This is a genomic window from Streptomyces sp. M92 (assembly GCF_028473745.1).
GTDB lineage: Bacteria > Actinomycetota > Actinomycetes > Streptomycetales > Streptomycetaceae > Streptomyces.
Window position 1 is genome coordinate 589,309 of sequence record NZ_CP101137.1, and the last position, 17,431, is coordinate 606,739.

The 17,431-nt window shown below is 71.5% G+C and carries 20 protein-coding genes and 1 pseudogene; 14 read left to right on the top strand and 7 right to left on the bottom strand.

Annotation, left to right across the window (positions count from 1 at the left end; all coding sequences use genetic code 11):
- Positions 1 to 12 precede the first annotated feature (12 nt).
- Positions 13 to 426, top strand: a complete 414-nt coding sequence (locus tag M6G08_RS02695; RefSeq protein WP_272585576.1) for an aggregation-promoting factor C-terminal-like domain-containing protein — start codon at positions 13 to 15, stop codon at positions 424 to 426.
- 89 nt (positions 427 to 515) lie between these two features.
- Here the strand turns inward: M6G08_RS02695 and M6G08_RS02700 are convergent, their stop codons facing one another.
- Positions 516 to 689 carry a hypothetical protein gene (locus tag M6G08_RS02700; RefSeq protein ID WP_272585577.1) on the bottom strand — a complete coding sequence of 58 codons (174 nt, stop codon included), beginning with the start codon at positions 687 to 689 and terminating at the stop codon, positions 516 to 518.
- A gap of 125 nt (positions 690 to 814) precedes the next feature.
- On the opposite strand from M6G08_RS02700, the gene M6G08_RS02705 reads away from it, so the two are divergent.
- From M6G08_RS02705 to M6G08_RS02715, 3 genes and pseudogenes are all read left to right on the top strand, one after another.
- Entirely contained in the window at positions 815 to 1,471 is a 657-nt protein-coding gene (locus M6G08_RS02705) for a M15 family metallopeptidase (protein WP_272585578.1), read from the top strand.
- 74 nt (positions 1,472 to 1,545) lie between these two features.
- Positions 1,546 to 2,079: pseudogene (locus tag M6G08_RS02710) on the top strand (hypothetical protein); the annotation flags it as partial.
- A 91-nt stretch (positions 2,080 to 2,170) separates the two neighbouring features.
- A complete protein-coding gene (locus M6G08_RS02715) occupies positions 2,171 to 2,407 on the top strand; it encodes a hypothetical protein (protein ID WP_272591523.1) in 237 nt (78 codons plus the stop codon).
- Here M6G08_RS02715 and M6G08_RS02720 read toward each other — a convergent pair.
- Positions 2,379 to 3,398: a GlxA family transcriptional regulator gene (locus M6G08_RS02720; RefSeq protein WP_272585579.1), complete on the bottom strand. Its 1,020-nt coding sequence runs from the start codon at positions 3,396 to 3,398 to the stop codon at positions 2,379 to 2,381. The two genes, M6G08_RS02715 and M6G08_RS02720, sit on opposite strands and share 29 nt — an antisense overlap.
- 146 nt (positions 3,399 to 3,544) lie before the next feature.
- On the opposite strand from M6G08_RS02720, the gene M6G08_RS02725 reads away from it, so the two are divergent.
- From M6G08_RS02725 to M6G08_RS02735, 3 genes are all read left to right on the top strand, one after another.
- Positions 3,545 to 4,135 carry a cysteine hydrolase family protein gene (locus tag M6G08_RS02725; protein ID WP_272585580.1) on the top strand — a complete coding sequence of 197 codons (591 nt, stop codon included), beginning with the start codon at positions 3,545 to 3,547 and terminating at the stop codon, positions 4,133 to 4,135.
- The gene (locus tag M6G08_RS02730; protein ID WP_272585581.1) at positions 4,135 to 4,857 is read left to right on the top strand and encodes a cysteine hydrolase family protein; all 723 of its coding nucleotides are present in this window, start codon (positions 4,135 to 4,137) and stop codon (positions 4,855 to 4,857) included. Before M6G08_RS02725 ends, M6G08_RS02730 begins: the two co-directional genes overlap by 1 nt.
- Positions 4,858 to 4,976: 119 nt before the next feature.
- A complete protein-coding gene (locus M6G08_RS02735) occupies positions 4,977 to 6,122 on the top strand; it encodes a hypothetical protein (protein WP_272585582.1) in 1,146 nt (381 codons plus the stop codon).
- Here the strand turns inward: M6G08_RS02735 and M6G08_RS02740 are convergent, their stop codons facing one another.
- Complete coding sequence (locus M6G08_RS02740) at positions 6,123 to 6,581, bottom strand: ATP-binding protein (RefSeq protein WP_272585583.1); 459 nt, start codon at positions 6,579 to 6,581, stop codon at positions 6,123 to 6,125.
- Between the two features lie 93 nt (positions 6,582 to 6,674).
- On the opposite strand from M6G08_RS02740, the gene M6G08_RS02745 reads away from it, so the two are divergent.
- The 3 genes from M6G08_RS02745 to M6G08_RS02755 all read left to right on the top strand — a co-directional run bounded on the left by M6G08_RS02745 (position 6,675) and on the right by M6G08_RS02755 (position 9,497).
- Complete coding sequence (locus M6G08_RS02745; RefSeq protein WP_272585584.1) at positions 6,675 to 7,523, top strand: helix-turn-helix domain-containing protein; 849 nt, start codon at positions 6,675 to 6,677, stop codon at positions 7,521 to 7,523.
- Positions 7,483 to 7,764 carry a DUF397 domain-containing protein gene (locus M6G08_RS02750; protein WP_272585585.1) on the top strand — a complete coding sequence of 94 codons (282 nt, stop codon included), beginning with the start codon at positions 7,483 to 7,485 and terminating at the stop codon, positions 7,762 to 7,764. Before M6G08_RS02745 ends, M6G08_RS02750 begins: the two co-directional genes overlap by 41 nt.
- Before the next feature lie 95 nt (positions 7,765 to 7,859).
- Positions 7,860 to 9,497, top strand: coding sequence for a DUF8823 domain-containing protein (locus M6G08_RS02755; protein WP_272585586.1), 1,638 nt, complete (start codon positions 7,860 to 7,862; stop codon positions 9,495 to 9,497).
- On the opposite strand, the gene M6G08_RS02760 is transcribed toward M6G08_RS02755, so the two are convergent.
- Positions 9,451 to 11,610 carry a bifunctional glycosyltransferase 87/phosphatase PAP2 family protein gene (locus M6G08_RS02760; protein ID WP_272585587.1) on the bottom strand — a complete coding sequence of 720 codons (2,160 nt, stop codon included), beginning with the start codon at positions 11,608 to 11,610 and terminating at the stop codon, positions 9,451 to 9,453. The two genes, M6G08_RS02755 and M6G08_RS02760, sit on opposite strands and share 47 nt — an antisense overlap.
- A gap of 482 nt (positions 11,611 to 12,092) precedes the next feature.
- Between M6G08_RS02760 and proP the strand changes: the two genes are divergently transcribed.
- Positions 12,093 to 13,526, top strand: coding sequence for a glycine betaine/L-proline transporter ProP (gene proP, locus M6G08_RS02765; RefSeq protein ID WP_272585588.1), 1,434 nt, complete (start codon positions 12,093 to 12,095; stop codon positions 13,524 to 13,526).
- A 523-nt stretch (positions 13,527 to 14,049) separates the two neighbouring features.
- Positions 14,050 to 14,721 (top strand): O-methyltransferase, encoded by a 672-nt coding sequence (locus tag M6G08_RS02770; protein ID WP_272585589.1) that lies wholly within the window; start codon positions 14,050 to 14,052, stop codon positions 14,719 to 14,721.
- A gap of 13 nt (positions 14,722 to 14,734) precedes the next feature.
- On the opposite strand, the gene M6G08_RS02775 is transcribed toward M6G08_RS02770, so the two are convergent.
- Positions 14,735 to 15,127 carry an FHA domain-containing protein gene (locus M6G08_RS02775; RefSeq protein WP_272585590.1) on the bottom strand — a complete coding sequence of 131 codons (393 nt, stop codon included), beginning with the start codon at positions 15,125 to 15,127 and terminating at the stop codon, positions 14,735 to 14,737.
- 87 nt (positions 15,128 to 15,214) lie between these two features.
- Here M6G08_RS02775 and M6G08_RS02780 point away from each other — a divergent pair, with 87 nt between their 5' ends.
- On the top strand, positions 15,215 to 15,622 hold the full coding sequence (locus M6G08_RS02780) for a DnaJ family domain-containing protein (protein ID WP_272585591.1): 408 nt from the start codon (positions 15,215 to 15,217) through the stop codon (positions 15,620 to 15,622).
- A 10-nt stretch (positions 15,623 to 15,632) separates the two neighbouring features.
- Here the strand turns inward: M6G08_RS02780 and M6G08_RS02785 are convergent, their stop codons facing one another.
- Together M6G08_RS02785 and M6G08_RS02790 are read right to left on the bottom strand one after the other, a co-directional pair.
- Positions 15,633 to 16,091, bottom strand: coding sequence for a hypothetical protein (locus M6G08_RS02785; protein ID WP_272585592.1), 459 nt, complete (start codon positions 16,089 to 16,091; stop codon positions 15,633 to 15,635).
- Between the two features lie 5 nt (positions 16,092 to 16,096).
- The gene (locus M6G08_RS02790) at positions 16,097 to 16,768 is read right to left on the bottom strand and encodes a hypothetical protein (protein ID WP_272585593.1); all 672 of its coding nucleotides are present in this window, start codon (positions 16,766 to 16,768) and stop codon (positions 16,097 to 16,099) included.
- Between the two features lie 161 nt (positions 16,769 to 16,929).
- On the opposite strand from M6G08_RS02790, the gene M6G08_RS02795 reads away from it, so the two are divergent.
- Positions 16,930 to 17,427: a GNAT family N-acetyltransferase gene (locus M6G08_RS02795; RefSeq protein ID WP_272585594.1), complete on the top strand. Its 498-nt coding sequence runs from the start codon at positions 16,930 to 16,932 to the stop codon at positions 17,425 to 17,427.
- The last annotated feature ends 4 nt before the right edge of the window (positions 17,428 to 17,431 follow it).

Sequence of the window (17,431 nt, forward strand, 5' to 3'; positions counted from 1 at the left end):
AAAGGCCCTTCGTTGACCGCCGCCTCCCTCCTCCGCTCCGTCGCCACCCCGAAGAAGGCCCTCGCGGGCGCCGCCCTGGCCGCGGCCACCTGCGGCTCGCTGATCGCCGCCGCGCCCGCGCAGGCCGCGACGCCGGCCTCCTCGGCACAGGCGACCGCGAAGAAGATGATCGGCGACTCGGCCGAATACCAGTGCTTCTCGAAGATCGTCGACCACGAGAGCGACTGGAACGTCAACGCCACCAACTCCTCCAGCGGCGCCTACGGCCTGGTCCAGGCCCTGCCGGGCTCGAAGATGGCCTCGGCCGGTTCCGACTGGAAGACCAACGCGGCCACCCAGATCGAGTGGGGTCTGGACTACATGAAGGACCGCTACGGCAGCGCCTGCGACGCGTGGAGCTTCTGGCAGTCCAACGGCTGGTACTGACCCGGCCGACACGACCGGCACCCCGCTCCCCCCGTACCGAAGGCGGCGACCCCTGATCCCCGGGGTCGCCGTCTTCGTGTGTCCGGGGATCAGAGCGGAACCGCGCTCTCCTCCTCACCCACCTCGACGCCGAAATTCGCGGCGAGGTACGCGCGCGTCCTCTCGGCCCGCGCCCGACGCTCCCCCGCCGTCCAGGTCGGCTCCGCAAACTCCTGCACCAGGGACGGAATCGACATCCCCCGCGCCTCCGCGATCACTGCCAACCGGTCCCGCACCTCGGCCGGGACCCGATCATCGCAACGCTCATAGGCGGAGTATGAGCCCGTGTCCGCTCCCGCGGGCCAAAGGAGTCGCCCGTCGGACAGCCCAGCCGCGAGATCATCGCGCCATGACCGAGATCGTTCTGATGTCCGACCCGAGGGTCGCCGCCGTGCCCGTCCAGGAGTGCGGCGAGCGACTCGTCGACGTTCGGCAGGGCAGCCCGCTGCTGGTCGACCGGCGCAAGTGGCAGGACTCCGCGGGCGACTTCGCCTACCTGCGGGAAGGCGTGCTCGCCCGACTCCTCGAAGCCCAGGCACAGCTACCGCCGGGACTGCGACTGCTCTTCGTCGAGGGATACCGCCCACCCGCTCTCCAGCGCCACTACTTCGACAAGTACGCGACCCGACTGCGCGCCGAACATCCCGACTGGTCCCCCGATCGGATCCGCTCGGCGGCCAGTCGCTACGTCTCCCCGCCCGAGATAGCCCCCCACAGCGCGGGCTCGGCCGTCGACCTGACGCTCGCGGACCTCGACGGCCGCGAACTCGACCTGGGCACCCGCATGAACGCGACCCCGGAGGAGAGCGCGGGCGCCTGCTACACGCACGCCGCCAACATCAGCGAGAAGGCCCGTTCCCACCGCTCCGTGCTGGGCGCCGCACTCACCGCCGCGGGCCTGGTCAACTACCCGACGGAGTGGTGGCACTGGTCGTACGGAGACCGCTACTGGGCGTTGGCGACAGGAGCGACGGCCGCGCACTACGGCCCGACCGGAAAACCGTGAGCACCAAGGAGGCAAGTGTCATCGACGCGCTCGGACGAGCGCGTCGATGACAGTCAGAGGCGATGTGCTCACGCATGGGCGCGAGTGGGGGACCGCTGGGCGGAAGGCGGCCGAGCGCATTCCTACTGCATCAGCTTCCAGGCGGTGCAGTAGCTTGCCGGCGACCCGGGTCCGGTGGACGGCCAAGCATCCCTGACAGAAGTACTGCGTGCGCGGATCCGCGCCGGAGAGTGCACGCCGACGAGTTCCAGGTCGGGCTGCCGGCCGCGACGACCACTGCGGGATCGCTGCTGGTCGGGCTGCCGGCCGGGGCGCGGGTCGACCGGATGCGAAAGGGGCCCGTGCTGATCGCCACCGACCTCCTCCGCGCGTCGGTCCTGCTGGCGGTCCCGGTCGCCTGGTGGGCCGACCTGCTCACCGTCCGGCTGCTGTACGCCGTCGCCCTGTTGCACGGGGCGCTGACCGTGTTCTTCGACGTCGCCCACATCAGCTACCCGCCTCATCTGGTGGGCCGCGAGAACCTCGTGGAGGGGAACGCGAGGCTCTCGGCGATCCGCTCGGTGACCGGCATCGGCGGCCCGGCGGTGGCGGGCCCTCTGATCGGTCTGGTGGGGGCTCCCGCCGCGCTCCTGGCGGGTTCGGCCGGCATGACGGTGTCCGGACTCCTCGACGCTCTCCCTGGGGGGAGTCGTCCGCGTGGTGGCGCAGGCGAGTCTGCAACAGGCGCTGACACCGGACCGGTTGCTGGGACGGATGAGCGCGACGGCCCGGTTCGTCGCCTCGGGCGGGGTCCCTCTCGGTGGCCTCCTGGGCGGAGCCTTCGGCTTGGCGTTCGGGGCGTCCGCCACCCTGTGGATCGGTGCGGCCGGTATGACGCTGAGCGTCCTGCCCACCCTGCGGTGGTGGCTCACCCGCGCGGATCTCCGTCAGGTGTGAGCGCCGGTACGGTCCGGAAGCGTCGGCGGTACTCGGTCGGGGTCGTGTCGAGTCGGCGGCGGAAGGCCCTGACCAGGGTGTCGACAGTGCCGAAGCCGCAGGCGGAGGCGACGCGCTCCAGGGTCGCGTCGGTGGATTCGAGCTGGTGGCGGGCCACTTCCACGCGGGCCGACTCGATGTAGGCGTGCGGGGTCGTGCCGAGTTCGTTCTTGAAGATCCGGGTGAGTTGCCGGTCGCTGACATGGGCGCACGCGGCGAGGTCCGCGACCGTGAGCGGTTCGGCGATGTGGCGCATGATGTGGTGCCGGAGATCCTCGATGCGCCGCGTCGTGGAGACCTGCTCCAGGGGAACGCTGAACTGGCTCTGCCCGCTCGGCCGCTTCAGGTACATCACGAGCTGCCGGGCGACACGCAGCGCGACGGCCTCCCCGAGGTCGTCGGCGATGAGGGCGAGGGACAGGTCGAGGCAGGCACTGATCCCGGCGCCGGTCCAGACATCGCCCTCGCGGATGAAGATCGGGTCGGCGTCGACCTCGACCGCCGGATGATCGGCGGCCAGCTGCTGCGCCGTCGACCAGTGGGTGGTGGCGCGCTTGCCGTCGAGGAGCCCGGCCGCGGCGAGGATGTGGGCCCCGACGCAGACGGAGGTGACCCGTCGGGTCCGCTCGGCCAGTCGCCTCACCCGGTCCACCACGGCGGGGTCGGTGCGCGGATGGACGCCGCGCTGGCCGTCGACCTCCACCGCGCCGGGCACGATCAGGGTGTCGATGCTCCGCTCGGACAGCTCGTCGAAGGTGACGTCGGGCAGGACCCGGACCCCCGCGCCGGTGGTGACCGGGTCCATGGTCTCCGCGGCGAGGACGACGTCGTAGCCCGCAGCCTCGTCCGTCTCCCGTCGCGCGAGGGAGAACACCTCCGGCGGTCCGGTGACGTCGAGCAGGTCGACGTCTTCGAAGAGGACGATGGCGATCAGTCGGCTGACGGTGTGCAAGGAACCCCCCACGCTCGGCGACAGCGGTGTCGGTTTCTGCATGTTAGACGACATTGCCGACACCGTCGGTGGCCCGTAGCGTCATGGGCGCAGGTCACCGAGCCGGTGAACTGCCTTTTCCGACAAGCCACATGAGGCGGTTTCCCATGCCCAGAACGACCCTGCGCCAGCTCAACGGTTTCGACGACACCCCCGCGAAGCTCGCCGACTCGACCCTGGTTTTGATCGACTACCAGAACACCTACACGACCGGTGTGATGGAGCTGGACGGCTGGCAGGACGCGCTCGACGCCGGTGCCCGGCTGCTGGCGCGGGCCCGCCAGGAGGGCGCGAAGGTCGTTCACGTCGTCAACGACGGCGGCGAGGGCACCCCTTACGACATCCGCGCCGAGATCGGCTCGATCCACCCGAGCGTCGCACCGCTCGACGGTGAGCCCGTGGTCGTCAAGAAGGCGCCCAACGCGTTCGTCGGCACGGACCTCGACCAGCACGTCGACGCCGCCGGCAACACCGACCTCGTCCTCGCCGGCTTCATGACGCACATGTGCGTGGCCTTCACCGCCCAGGGCGCCTTCCTGCGCGGCAACCGCCCCACGGTCGTCGCCGACGCCTGCGCCACCCGCGCGCTGCCGGTCGCGGGCACCGAACTGGACGCCCGCCAGGTGCACCACAGCGCCCTCGCCACCATCGCCGACCTGTACGGGGTCGTCGTTCCGTCGCAGAAGGAGATCTCCTGATGAAGCTGCTCCGTCCGGCCGTCGCGCTCGCCGCCGCCGCCGTCCTCTCGGTCACCGCCACCGCCTGCGGCGGCGACTCCGAGGCCGCCACCGCCAAGGACGAGCCGTCGGCCTCCGCCACCACCGCGACGAACGTCGCGAAGGACACGACGACGCTGCGCGAGCTCAACGATCTCGGCGACACCCCGGCCACGCTCTCCGACGCGACGCTCATCCTCGTCGACTACCAGAACACCTACACCGAAGGTGTGATGGAACTCGACGGCTGGAAGCCGGCCGTGGACAACGCCGAGGCCCTGCTGAAGCGGGCCCGGAAGGCGGGCACCCCGGTCATCCACATCGTCGACAAGGGCTACGACCTGAAGTCGAAGGCGGGCCAGATCATTCCGGCGCTCAAGCCGGCCGAGGGCGAGCCCGTCGTCGAGAAAAGCGTCCCCAACGCCTTCCACGGCACCGATCTCGCCGAGCAGGTCAAGAAGGCCGGCAACAAGAACGTCATCATCGCCGGGTTCATGACGAACATGTGCACCCTGTTCACCGCTCAGGGCGCCTTCCTCAACGGCAACGCTCCGACCGTGGTCGCCGACGCCTCCGCGACCCGGCCGCTGCCCCTGAAGGGCAACCCCAACGGCATCCCGGCGCAGCAGGTCCACGAGGCGGCTCTCGCCACGGTCCAGGATCTCTACGGAGTCGTGGTGCCGTCGCAGAAGTCCCTCACCTGACCTGGCCTCGGGCTCTGACCCACCCCCCACCCTGAAATCCCCCCATTCTGAACTCCCCCCACGCCCCCCCACATCGCCAAACGGCACTTTCACTCACGAAGCAAGCAGAAAGACGGGGCATGGCAACACGTAGAGGATTTCTGGGTACCGCGTCGGCCGTCGGGGCGGCAACGCTGTTCACCGGCCAATCGGCCTCCACCGCCTCGGCGGCCACCGCGGGAGTCACCGCGACCGACGAGAAGGCGGCACGCGACGCGATACGCGCCGTCAACGCGAGGATGCGCGCCAACTACGCGACCCTCAAGAGCGAACTGACGACGCAGCTCAGTCCCGTCATCGTCGTTTCCAACAACGCGGTCGGCGGACGCTTCACCCTCATCAACAACGGCACACAGATCGAGACGGTCGACCCGGTTCCGGAGTACTTCGAACTGGCCAAGTCGATCGCCCACGTTCCGCTGGGCGTCTTCTCGGTGCTCGCCTCGTACCTCAGCGACCAGGTCCCCAACATCCCCAACGCGGACCGCATCGACCCGCACGACCTCGACATGGTCGTCACCAAGGCGCCGGGCGACAAGGGCTGGATCACCCCGCTGAACGCCTTCAAGTCCACGCTGCAGACGGCACACACCAAGCTCGGCACCGCGAACCTCCCCCTGGACCTGGAGAACTCCTGCGACAAGATCCTCAGTGAGGCCGTCAAGTTCATCGACGCGTCCGTCAAGGCCGAGTCGTTCGACATGGTGTCGTTCAACCGGTTCGCCGCCGCGGTCTACCCGTCCATCCGCGTCAACATGACCTTCGCCGCCACCGCGCAGATCACCGGCATCGAAGGGCTCATGAAGCGGTGGCGCACGCTGATCGGCGAGAAGGCGTGGAGCGACCTCTACGTCACGGTCCTGTCGATCTGGACCACGGCCGAGCTGAACCAGGCGTCCATCATCATCCGCCGCACCATGAACCAGGCGAAGGTGGACACCCACCTCATCGACCTGCCGACCGTGGAGACCCCCTCGGACCCGATTTTCGTCGCCCTCGACAACCTGGCCCGCATCGTCCAGGACAACGTCGCCGCCGAGATGGTCTTCAACACCGACCTCAAGGTCGCCGACGCACTCAAGGGCAAGGAGGACCTGCTCTCCGACGAGATCCTCCAGCAGATCGGCGGCACGGCGCCCACCGCCAAGACCGCCGCCTTCGGTACGGCGGCAGCCACGACGTCGGCCGGCGCCTGCCCGATCACCGGGCACACCGCGGCGGTGTGATCACCGGGCGTCCCCCGCTTCCGGGGCGGGGGACGCCCCACCGCACTCGAACCACACGGTCTTGCCGTCCCCGAAGCCGGGCCCCACACCCCACTTGTCCACCACCGCGTCCAGCAGCACCAGGCCCCGGCCGCACTCCGCGTCGTCACTCACCCGCGCGACCGGTACGGGCTGCCGGGGACTCCCGTCCGCCACCTCCACCCGGACCCCGCCCCCGTCCGCCCGCCGCAGCAACAGCAGCGTGCAGCGGCGGTCCGGGACATGGCGTACGACGTTGGCCAGCAGCTCGGTCACGCCGAGTTCCACCGCGTCGGCCAGCCCGAAGAGGTCCCACTCGCGCAGGTACGAACGCACGATGCGGCGGACGTGCCGCGCCGAGTGCGCGCCGGCCGTGAAGCTCATCCGGTACTGGTCCGCCGGGCGGTGGCCCACGAGGACCGAGGGAAAGTAATCGTTCACGGCACGAGCCTGACGTCGCACGACTACCGTGGGCTACGGAACGGATACAACCGGTACCCCAGTGGACCGAGTTGTGCACGAAGGGGGCTGTGCGTGACCCACATCAACGTCCTGGACCCGGGTGCCTCGCCGCTCGACTACTACGGCTTCGAGCTGCGCCGCCATCGGGAGGCCGCCGGGCTGACCCAACGGCAGCTGGGCGACATCGTCAACTACACCGGGTCGCTGGTCGGCCAGATCGAGACGGCGCGGAAACTGCCGACGCCGGAGTTCAGCGAGCGGGTGGACGCGGCGCTGGGGACGGGCGGGTTCCTTTCGCGGCTGGTCGACCTGGTGATGCGCAGCCAGCTTCCGGCCTGGTTCCAACAGGTGGCGGAGTTGGAGGTGCGCGCGGTCGAGATCTGCACCTTCCAGACGCACATGATCCACGGCCTGCTCCAGACCGACGCGTACGTACGGGCCGTACTCGGCACGCTCGATCCCACCGACCTCGACGACCGCACCGCCGTGCGGCTCGCCCGCCAGCGCATCTTCGACAAGGAGGAGCCTCCGGTCTTCTGGGCGATCCTCAGCGAGGCTGCACTGCGTCAGGAGATCGGCGACCGGGAGACGATGCGCGGCCAACTGGCCCACCTGTTGTCGTTCGAGAGCAATCCCCGGATCAACGTCCAAGTGCTGCCGTACTCGGCGGGTGCACACGCGGGGCTGCAAGGCTCATTCAACCTCTATCGCTTCGCGAGGGACCCCGCCATTGTCTACACGGAGGGGTACGGCACCGGTCATCCGACCGCCAACCCGGACACCGTCAAGGACTGTTCACTCCGTTACGATCATCTCCGGGCCGCCGCGCTCCCCCTCAGGGACTCGGCGGGGCTGATCCGCCGGTTGATGGAGGAACGCTATGGGGAACAAGGCTCTGCCGACGAGGATCCAGTGGCGTAAGTCCAGCTACAGCGGCGACCAGGGCGGCGACTGCCTCGAGTGCTCGCCGCTCCGCAGGCTGGCGTGGCGTAAGTCCAGCTACAGCAGCGACCAGGGCGGCGAGTGCCTCGAAGTCGCCGATCTCCCCCGCCACCCCGCCGTCGCCGTCCGCGACTCCAAGAACCCGGCGGGGCCGATCATCCCCCTGGCCCCCGCCGCGTTCGCCGCCTTCGTCGACTGGGCCGCCACCGCCGCCCACTGACCGGGCCGGGAACGGATCAACGTTTCTGTTCGAATTATCGTCTTCGCACGTGCCCCAGCCGTGCACCCCGACGACGCCGAACGGAAACCGCGACCGTGGTCCCTGCCATACTCCCCCTCTCCCGACCCGAACGGCGCCGGGAGAGACGCCCCGGCGATGCCCTGCGTGCCTTCGGGCGCCGGCATCGCGTGGCCCTGCTCGCCACCCTGCCCACCATCCCGCTGTACGCGGTGTGGTGGGTGTTTCTCGCCACCGGCGGGGGCGACCTGGCGGCGCAGGTGGCGTGGTCCGACTTCGTCTCGCGGCACGGCGCCTCGGCGTACGGGTTCTTCTGGTACGGCGGCGTGCACACCGCCAACTACAGCGTCATCTCGCCGTACCTGATGGCCGCGCTCGGCGTGCGCACGGTCACCGCCCTGTCGGGGCTGGCCGCCTCCTGGCTGGCGGCGGTGCTGATCACGCGGACCGGCGTGCGCAGGCCGCTGTGGGTCGCCCTGCTCACCTCCCTCGCCCTGTGGTGCAACGTCGCCTCCGGCCGTACGACCTTCGCGCTCGGCCTCGCCTTCGGGCTGGCCGCGTGCCTGCACCTGGTGCGGGAGCGGCGGCTGGCGGTCGCCGCCGGGTACGCGGCGCTGGCCACCATGGCGTCGCCGGTGGCCGGGCTGTTCCTGGCCGTCGTGGGCGCCGGGTTCCTGCTGGTACGGGACCGGGGGCGGGCCCTCGTGCTCCTCGTGCCGCCCGCCGCGGTGGTCGGGCTGACCACGCTGTTCTTCCCCTTCAGCGGGGAGCAGCCGATGCCGGCGGCCCGAATATGGCCGCCGGTCGTGCTCGGCCTCGCCGTCACGGCGCTGGTCCCGCGCGACTGGCGGGTCGCCCGGTGGAGCGGAGTCGTGTACGCGGTCGGGACCGTGCTGACGTACCTCATACCCTCCGCCGTCGGCACGAACGTCGAGCGGTTCGCGGAGTACTTCGCACCGCCCGTGCTGCTCGCGGCCCTGCTCGGCGCGGACCGGACGCGGCGGCTCGCGCGCGGGCTGCTGGTCGTCGCCCTCGTCTTCTCCGTGGGGTGGATGGGGAAGAAGACCGCCGACGACCTGACGGAGTACACCGCGGTGCCCGTCTGGGCCACGAAGACGGACGGTGTCGTGCGGGCGCTGGACGGCCTCGGCGCCGACCGCGCGCGGGTGGAGGTGGTGCCCGCCCGCGACCACCGCGAGGCCGCCTCGCTCGCCCCGCACGTCAACCTGGCCCGTGGCTGGAACCGGCAGCTCGACGTGGAACGCGCCCGTCTCTTCTACGACGGCACCTTCTCCGCGGCCGCCTACCGGGACTGGCTGGACCGCTGGGCGGTCGGCTTCGTCGTACTGCCGCTGGCCAAGCCGGACGGGCCCGCCAAGGCCGAGGCCGCGCTCGTGGGGGACCCGGATCGGCGGCCCGACTGGCTGGAGCCCGTCTGGCAGGACGAACACTGGAGGGTGTTCCGGGTGCGGGACGCCGTACCGCTCGTCTCCGAGCCCGGCAGCGTCGTGGCCGCCACCGGCGCCGAGCTGGTGCTGCGCGTGGGCCGGCCCGGCCCGGTGACCGTGCGGGTCGCCTGGTCGCCGTGGCTGCGGGCGGACGGCGGGTGCCTCACCCGGGACGGCGAGTTCACCCGCCTGACCGTCGAGGCACCCGGCGAGTACCGGATCAGCTCCCGGTACGGTCCTTCGCCGGGGCCGGCGGATCGCTGCTGACGCCTTCGGCTTCCCGGGTCGGCGGCGGGACGGTGGCGGTCTTCTCGGTCCCGGCCGCCGAGGACGCCCCGGCCGCCGGGGACGCCTCCGCCACCGATGGTGCCTCGGGCGCCGCCGTCACCCGCGCCCTGGGCCCCTGGAACAGGTACGCCAGTCCGAAGCCCGCCGCGACGACCGCCGCGCCGCCCACCGCGTCCAGCACCCAGTGGTTGCCGGTGGCCACGATCGCGGCGACGGTGAAGAGGGGGTGGAGGAGGCCGAGGGCCTTCATCCACAGCTTCGGGGCGATGACCGCGATCGCCACCCCGCACCACAGCGACCAGCCGAAGTGCAGCGACGGCATCGCCGCGTACTGGTTGGTGAGGTGGGTCAGCGTGCCGTAGTCCGGCTTGGAGAAGTCCTGCACGCCGTGCACCGTGTCGATGATCCCGAGCCCCGGCATCAGGCGCGGCGGCGCCAGCGGGTACAGCCAGAAGCCGACCAGGGCCAGCAGCGTGGTGAAGCCGAGGGACGCGCGGGCCCAGCGGTAGTCGACCGGGCGGCGCCAGTACAGCACGCCGAGGACGGCCAGCGGCACGACGAAGTGGAACGACGTGTAGTAGAAGTCGAAGAAGTCCCGCAGCCAGCCGATCTTCACCACCGCGTGGTTGACGGCGTGCTCGATGTCCAGGTGCAGGAAGCGCTCGATGTCGAGGATCTGCCACCCGTGCTCCTCCGCTCGGGCCCGACCCGCCGAGTTGCTGCCGCCGGTCGCCGCGAGGCGGACCTGGGAGTAGGCGGCGTAGGTGACCCGGATGAGGAGCAGCTCCAGGAGGAGATTGGGGCGGGTGAGGACCCTGCGCAGGAAGGGGAGCAGGGGGACGCGCTTGAAGCGGGCCGGGACGGGCGGTGCGTAGCTCGTCGGGACCGGGTTGTCGAAGTACGGCGAGGTGCGCGACAGGAAGGGAACGGCGACGGCGGCGGCCAGGGCGGCGAGGAGGACGACGTTGTCGCGCAGCGGGTACAGGGCCGCCATGTTCGGCAGCATCATCTTCGCGGGCAGCGTCATCACCAGGACGACGGCGACCGGCCACACCAGCCGGTCCGAGGCGCGTTTGCCGACCCGGCCGACGAGCGCGGGCAGCACCCACAGCAGCTGGTGCTGCCAGGTGGCCGGGGAGACGACGACGGCCGCGCAGCCGGTGATGGCGACGGCGAGCAGCAGCTGGCCGTCGCGGGCGTAGCGCACGGCGCGGCGCAGGGCGAGGACGGCGACGGCCGCGCCGAGGAGGAGGAAGAGGGCGATCTCCAGGGGGCCGTTGAGGCCGAGGCGCAGCAGGGCGCCGTGCAGTGACTGGTTGGCGAGGTCGTCGGCCTCGCCGCCCAGGCCCACGCCGGCCATGTGATGGACCCAGTAGGTGTACGAGTCCTGCGCCATCGCCGCCCAGGCGACGGCGGTGCAGGCGAGGAACGTGACGCCCGTGGAGACGGCGGCGCGTCTGCGGTCGGTGAACCAGAGGAGCGGCACGAAGAGGAGCACGGTCGGCTGGAAGGCGGCGGCGACGCCGATCAGTACGCCGCCGATCCGGTCGGCGTGTGCGCCGCGTACGGCGAAGCAGCCCAGTAGCACGAGGAGGACCGGGAGGATGCTGGTCTGGCCGAGCCACAGGGCGTTGCGCACCGGCAGGGACAGCATCAGCAGGCTGATCGCGACGGGCGCCGCCAGCAGTGCCGCACGGCGGCCCACCGGCTGGGGCAGGGCGCGGGCGGCGACCAGGCCGAGGGCGACGACGAGCAGCAGCGACCCGAAGGTCCAGCCCCAGCCGAGGGCCTGCTCCGCGGCGCGGGTGAAGGGTTTGAGGACCAGGCCGACGAAAGGAGTGCCGGTGAACTGCGTGGACTCGTACAGCGAGCCCTCCACGTGCAGGACGCCGTGCTCACCGACCCAGGTCTCCAGGTCCGTGAGCCGTTCTCCGCTCGGGGTGCTGAGGACCGCGGCGAGTTGCCGGACGGCGAGGATGGCGGCGACCAGCCACAGGCCGAGGCGGGCTACGCGCAGACGCGCCCTGGTCGCATCGACGGCCGGGGCTCCGAAAGCCTCCGCCGGTCGCCCACTGTGCTCCACATTCGCCACGCCGCGTCGGCCTCCCGCCCCGTTCGTACCGCGCCCGTGCGCGATGTGTCCGTCCTTGCGAACCCTATGAGGCTCGCACCACCCCCGGGGGGAGACGCAGGCAACCCCCGCTCAACCTGACCGCCGCCCGCTTTTCGCCCTGTTTTTTCTCCTGCCCGGGTTTCGGCCGCCTTCCGGCCGTTTGTTCGGGCCACGTTCGGACGACGATAGTGCCGGAGCGGGCCGGTTGCCTCTCCTGGGAGCGAGAAGGATCACAGGTCACGGGGGTGAGGAGCACTCCGTGGCGCACGGATGTCCCTGCGTGTACGCCCTTTCGGTGCAGTGTGCAACGAAAAGCATACCGGGCGTAAGCGGCGCATTAGCGCCTATGGTCGCTTTTCTGCCCGTGGCCGAGTGGCCGCGGGTTCTTTCCGGCCCGGCGACAGCGCCGCCGTGCGGGTCGGGGCGTCCCTGTTCCCGTCGAAAGGTAGGCGAGCGGAGTTTTGTCGGCCGCCCCCGTCGTCGCTGATCCGTCCCGCACGACCCCCGCACCGTCCCCCTCGGGTGCCCCTGCGTCCCCCTCGGGTGCCTCCGGTACCTCCGGCACCCCCACCGCCACCGATCCCGCGCTCGTCAGGCGCGCCGTCAAGGCGGCGGCGCTCGGCAACGCCATGGAGTGGTTCGACTTCGGCGTCTACAGCTACATCGCCGTGACGCTGGGCAAGGTCTTCTTCCCGTCGGGCAACCCGACCGCCCAGCTGCTCTCCACCTTCGGCGCCTTCGCGGCGGCGTTCCTGGTCCGGCCGCTGGGCGGCATGGTCTTCGGGCCGCTCGGCGACCGGGTCGGACGGCAGAAGGTCCTCGCCCTGACGATGATCATGATGGCGGCGGGTACGTTCGCCATCGGGCTGATCCCCTCCTACGCGTCGATCGGCGTGTGGGCGCCGGTGCTGCTGCTGGTCGCACGGCTGGTGCAGGGGTTCTCCACCGGAGGTGAGTACGCGGGCGCGTCCACCTTCATCGCCGAGTACGCGCCGGACAAGCGGCGCGGGTTCCTGGGGAGCTGGCTGGAGTTCGGCACCCTGACCGGGTACATCGGCGGCGCGGGGCTCGTGACGCTGATGACGGCGCTGCTGTCGGACGGCGACCTGACGTCCTGGGGCTGGCGGATCCCGTTCCTGATCGCCGGACCGATGGGCATCATCGGGCTGTACCTGCGGATGCGGCTGGAGGAGACGCCGGCGTTCGCCGCCGAGGTCGAGAAGGCGGAGGCGGAACGGGTCAAGGTGCCGCTGCGGGAGATGGTCACCGGGCAGTGGAAGGCGCTGCTGCTCTGCGTCGGCCTGGTGCTGGTCTTCAACGTCACGGACTACATGCTGCTGTCCTACATGCCGAGCTACCTGACGAGCGAGCTGGAGTACGACGAGACGCACGGGCTGCTCGTGGTGCTGGCCGTGATGGCGCTGATGATGGTCGTCCAGCCGTTCGCGGGCGCGCTGACCGACCGGGTCGGGCGGCGTCCGGTGATCGCGGCGGGTTGCGCGGGCTTCCTGCTGCTGTCGATCCCGGCCCTGCTGCTGATCCGCGACGGCAGCCTGTGGGCGGTGGGCCTGGGCATGGCCGCGCTGGGGCTGCTGCTGGTCTGCTTCACCGCGTCGATGCCGTCCGCGCTGCCGGCGCTGTTCCCGACGCGGGTGCGCTACGGGTCGCTGTCGATCGGTTTCAACGTGTCCGTCTCCCTGTTCGGCGGGACGACGCCGCTGGTGGTGACGGCGCTGATCGGGGCGACGGGGAACATGATGATGCCCGCGTACTACATGATGGCCGCGGCCGTCGTCGGCGGCGTGGCGGTGTGGTTCATGTCGGAGTCGGCGGGCCGGCCACTGCCGGGCTCGGCACCGGCGGTGGACGCGCGCGAGCGTGAACGCGAACGCTGACACGGGTGACGGGTGCCTGCGGCGGCCTGTGGCCGTTCGGTGGGGGTGCGCGTAGTGCGGTGTGTTGTCCGTGGGTCGGGGCCGTGCCGGGGGTGTCCGTCCTCGGAACGGCGCGAGATAGGTCGGCCACAGAGGTGAACGGCGCGGACGCGCGCCAACCGCTGCGGGCGGACACCCCCCGACACGTCCCCTTCCCGCCGTACGCGGCCAACCGACCACGCGGGGCGCGCGGGCGGGTGGGGCCGCGCTGTCCCGCCCAGCTGCGGGCAGTCGTGCCTCCCCCAGTGCCTGAACGGCCTGGGAGGTACCCCCGGGGGCGGCACGGGTGGGCGCAGCGGCACCCCGCAGCGCCGGGCCGCGCACCCACCCCCGACGCCCGCACTCACCCCGGGCTCCCCGGAAACAGGCGACGCGACACGGCACCACCCCGCCCGGCCACAACACGCCCCCGTTCACCGCACCCCGGGCTATCTTCGTTAGCGCACCTACTTAGAAAAGCTAACGACGCACACGGGAGGCCCGCATGAGCGACTCACAGCTCTGGGACGACGTCGACGCCTACTTCACCGCCCACCTCTCCCCCGCCGACGACGCCTTGGACGCCGCCCTGCGGGACAGCGACGCCACCGGGCTGCCGCCGGTGAACGTCACCGCCGGGCAGGGAAAGCTCCTCCAGTTGCTCGCGCAGATCCAGGGCGCCCGCACCATCCTGGAGATCGGCACCCTCGGCGGCTACAGCACCATCTGGCTCGCCCGTGCCCTGCCCGCCGACGGCCGTCTCGTCACGCTGGAGTACAGCGCCCGGCACGCAGAGGTCGCCACCCGCAACATCGCCCGCGCCGGCCTCGACGCCCTCGTCGACGTACGCGTCGGCCCGGCCCTGGAGTCGCTGCCGAAGCTCGCCGACGACAACCCGCCGCCCTTCGACCTGGTCTTCATCGACGCCGACAAGGGCAACAACCCGCGCTATCTGGAGTGGGCCCTGAGGCTCACCAGCACCGGAAGCCTGATCGTCGTCGACAACGTGGTCCGCGGCGGCCGCGTGGCCGACGCCGACGACACCGGCGACGACGTGCGCGGCACCCGCGCCGCGATCGAGATGATCGGCAGCCACCCGCGGCTCAGCGGTACGGCGATCCAGACGGTCGGCAGCAAGGGTTACGACGGTTTCGCGCTGGCCCGCGTGCTGGAGTGAGGGCGGCGCGCCCTCAGGCCTCGTGGTAGAAGCCGACGTTGACGCTGCGCGGCTGCGAGCGGTCCTGGACCACGATCTCGCCGCTGCCGCCCCTGGGCAGCGGCACCGTCCCGCCGTAGGACAGGGACCGGGCGTGACCGCCGGCGGTGAGCCGGACCTCCGAGGAGGGGTCCGGCTGGGAGCCGCGCAGCCACGTCAGCTGCCACGTGCCGTCGGGCCCGCAGCGGAACTCCAGGTGGACCCGGGAGACGAACAGCCAGTCGTCCGGCGTCGACAGTCGGCACACGGACTTGTCCCTGCCCACCCGCAGCACCGCTCCCGGCTCGCTGGGCGCCTCGGCCATCTGCATGCCGGCCGTCGCACCCGCGTCCGCCGCGGTGACGGCGGCCATGGTGAGTTCGAGCACGTGCGCTCCTCCAGTGACGTCCCTCGTTGACGTACCGCCGCCGCATGATAAGTCGGCCGGTGGTGCGGTGTCCGGCACAATGGGGTCATGACCGAGCGAAAGCCACCCGGCGTCGACTTCGAGTCCTGGGTCGACAAACAGATCCGTGATGCGGACGCGCGCGGCGAGTTCGCCGAACTGCCCGGTGCGGGCAAGCCCCTGCCGAGCGAGGTGGACAGCACCTACGACGAACTGTGGTGGGTGAAGCGGAAGATGGCCCGCGAGGGCTTCTCCGTACTGCCGCCGACCCTGGCCCTGCGAAAGGAGGCGGAGGACGCCCTTCAGGCGGCGGCGGACGCCCCGTCGGAACGGGTGGTGCGCCGCATCGTCGAGGAGATCAACGTCAAGATCCGCGAGGTGATGTTCAAGCCGCCGCCCGGCCCCCCGCTGGGTCTGAAGCCCTACGACGTCGAAGAGGTCGTACGGCAGTGGCGGGAGCGCCGGGCGGAGCGGTGACGCCCGTGGGTCACAGGCGCATCAGGCGGTCCGCCAGCTCGCGGTAGTCCCGCAGGGCCAGGCGGAGTTGTTCGGTGTCGGTGCTCGTCGCGCGGTCGTCCGGGTCGGTGTCGTGCCAGGACGTGCGCAGGGTGCGCCGACGGTGCGCCACGGCGTCCGTGAAGCGCGCGGTGAGCTCCTCCAGGACGCGGTCGGCCTCCTCCACGGAGGCGCGCGGCGCGTCGACGAAGCCGGCCACCGCGTGCTGGAGCCGCTGCCCCAGCTTGTCGCACTCGTCGTGCGGGAGGAGCACGTCCCCCCGGGCCGCGGCGGGGGCGGTGGTGGCCGGGGTGGCGGTGCCGTCGGTGGGCCGGGGGTGGGTCTCGGCGTCGGTCCTCGGTCCGGGAGCCGCGGCCGCACCGCGTGCGCCGGGTTCGGTCGTCTGGGGCCCGACGGGTGTGCCGTCGGGCTGCCGGGTCACGTCTGACATGTGCCTCAACTCTCCTTCGGCCGGCTCTTGCCGAGCGACCAGGTGTGGTGCGCGCGAGTGGCGGGCGCCGCTCCGTGGCCGTCCGTGCCGGCCCGGTGCCGGCCTCCGTCGTGGCGGCGCGCCGGGCGTACCAGGTCCTCGAAGAGCGCGCGGGCCGCGACCATGGACTCGCGCATCTCCTCCGTGCCCGCTCCGGCGTCGTGCGCGCCGTCCGTCCTCGCGTGCGTCACGCGGTGCACGCGCCGGTAGCCGTCGACGTGGTGGGCGTGGTGCACGGACAGCGCGGCCAACTGCTCCTCGTACTGTCCGCCGTCCGGGAAGCCGCGGGCGCCCGCCAGCTCCGCTAGCAGCCGGTCCACCTCGCCGACCGCCTCCCGCGGGGAGTCGACGAAGCGCTCCTGGGCCGCCGTCCAGCGCGCCTCGAAGCGCTCGCGCTCGGCCGGTTCCAGCTCCCGTTCGCGCAGCGACCCGTGCCGTTCCACGCGCTCGGCCAGCTCCCGCTCGGCCGCCTTGGTGTCGCCGTCGTGCCGGGCCACGGCCCGGTCGTACTCGGGCCCGAAGCGCCGCTTCAGGCTTCCGCCGTGCTGAGGGCCCCGTGCGCGCAGGGCCAGGACGGCCGCCACGACGAGCACGGCCGCCACGATCACGATCAACGCGATGATCACGCCTGTGGACATGACTGCCTTCCGGTTGTCGGCCCACCGGCTCTCCTGGTGGGCCGGTTCGCCCTTCGGGTTGCCCCTCGGTCCCCGGTCAAACGGCGCACGGGGAGCGGGGACGGCGCATCCGTGGGAAAATACGCTCGCGCGGTGGGCCCGCCCGTTCCGAGAATGGCCGGATGACCTGGACCGTCGCCCCGGAGCCGTACGACTCCCCCGAGGCCGCCGCCCTGTGGCGCGCGTACTACACCGAAGTCAGCGACCGCTGGTACCTGTTGCACCGGGGGCGGCCCACCGACCCCGGCGAACTGGAACGGGAGATCGCCGCCGAATCCGGCGCCGACCTCGCCCCGCCCCGGGGCCGCCTGCTGGTCGCGCGGTACGGCGGCGAGGCGGCGGGCACGGCGGGCGTGCGGCTGCTGGACGCCCGCACCGCCGAGCTGACCCGGGTGTTCCTGTACGAGCGGATGCGCGGCCGGGGCGGCGCCGCGCTGCTCGTACGGGCCGCCGAGGACGCGGCACGGGCGCTCGGGGCCTCGCGGATGGTGCTCGACACACGCGGTGACCTCGTCGAGGCCCGTGCCTTGTACGCGCGCCTCGGTTACGCGGAGACCGAGCCGTACAACGACGGCCCGTACGCCGAGCACTGGTTCGCCAAGCCGCTGCCGCGATTGTGACCGG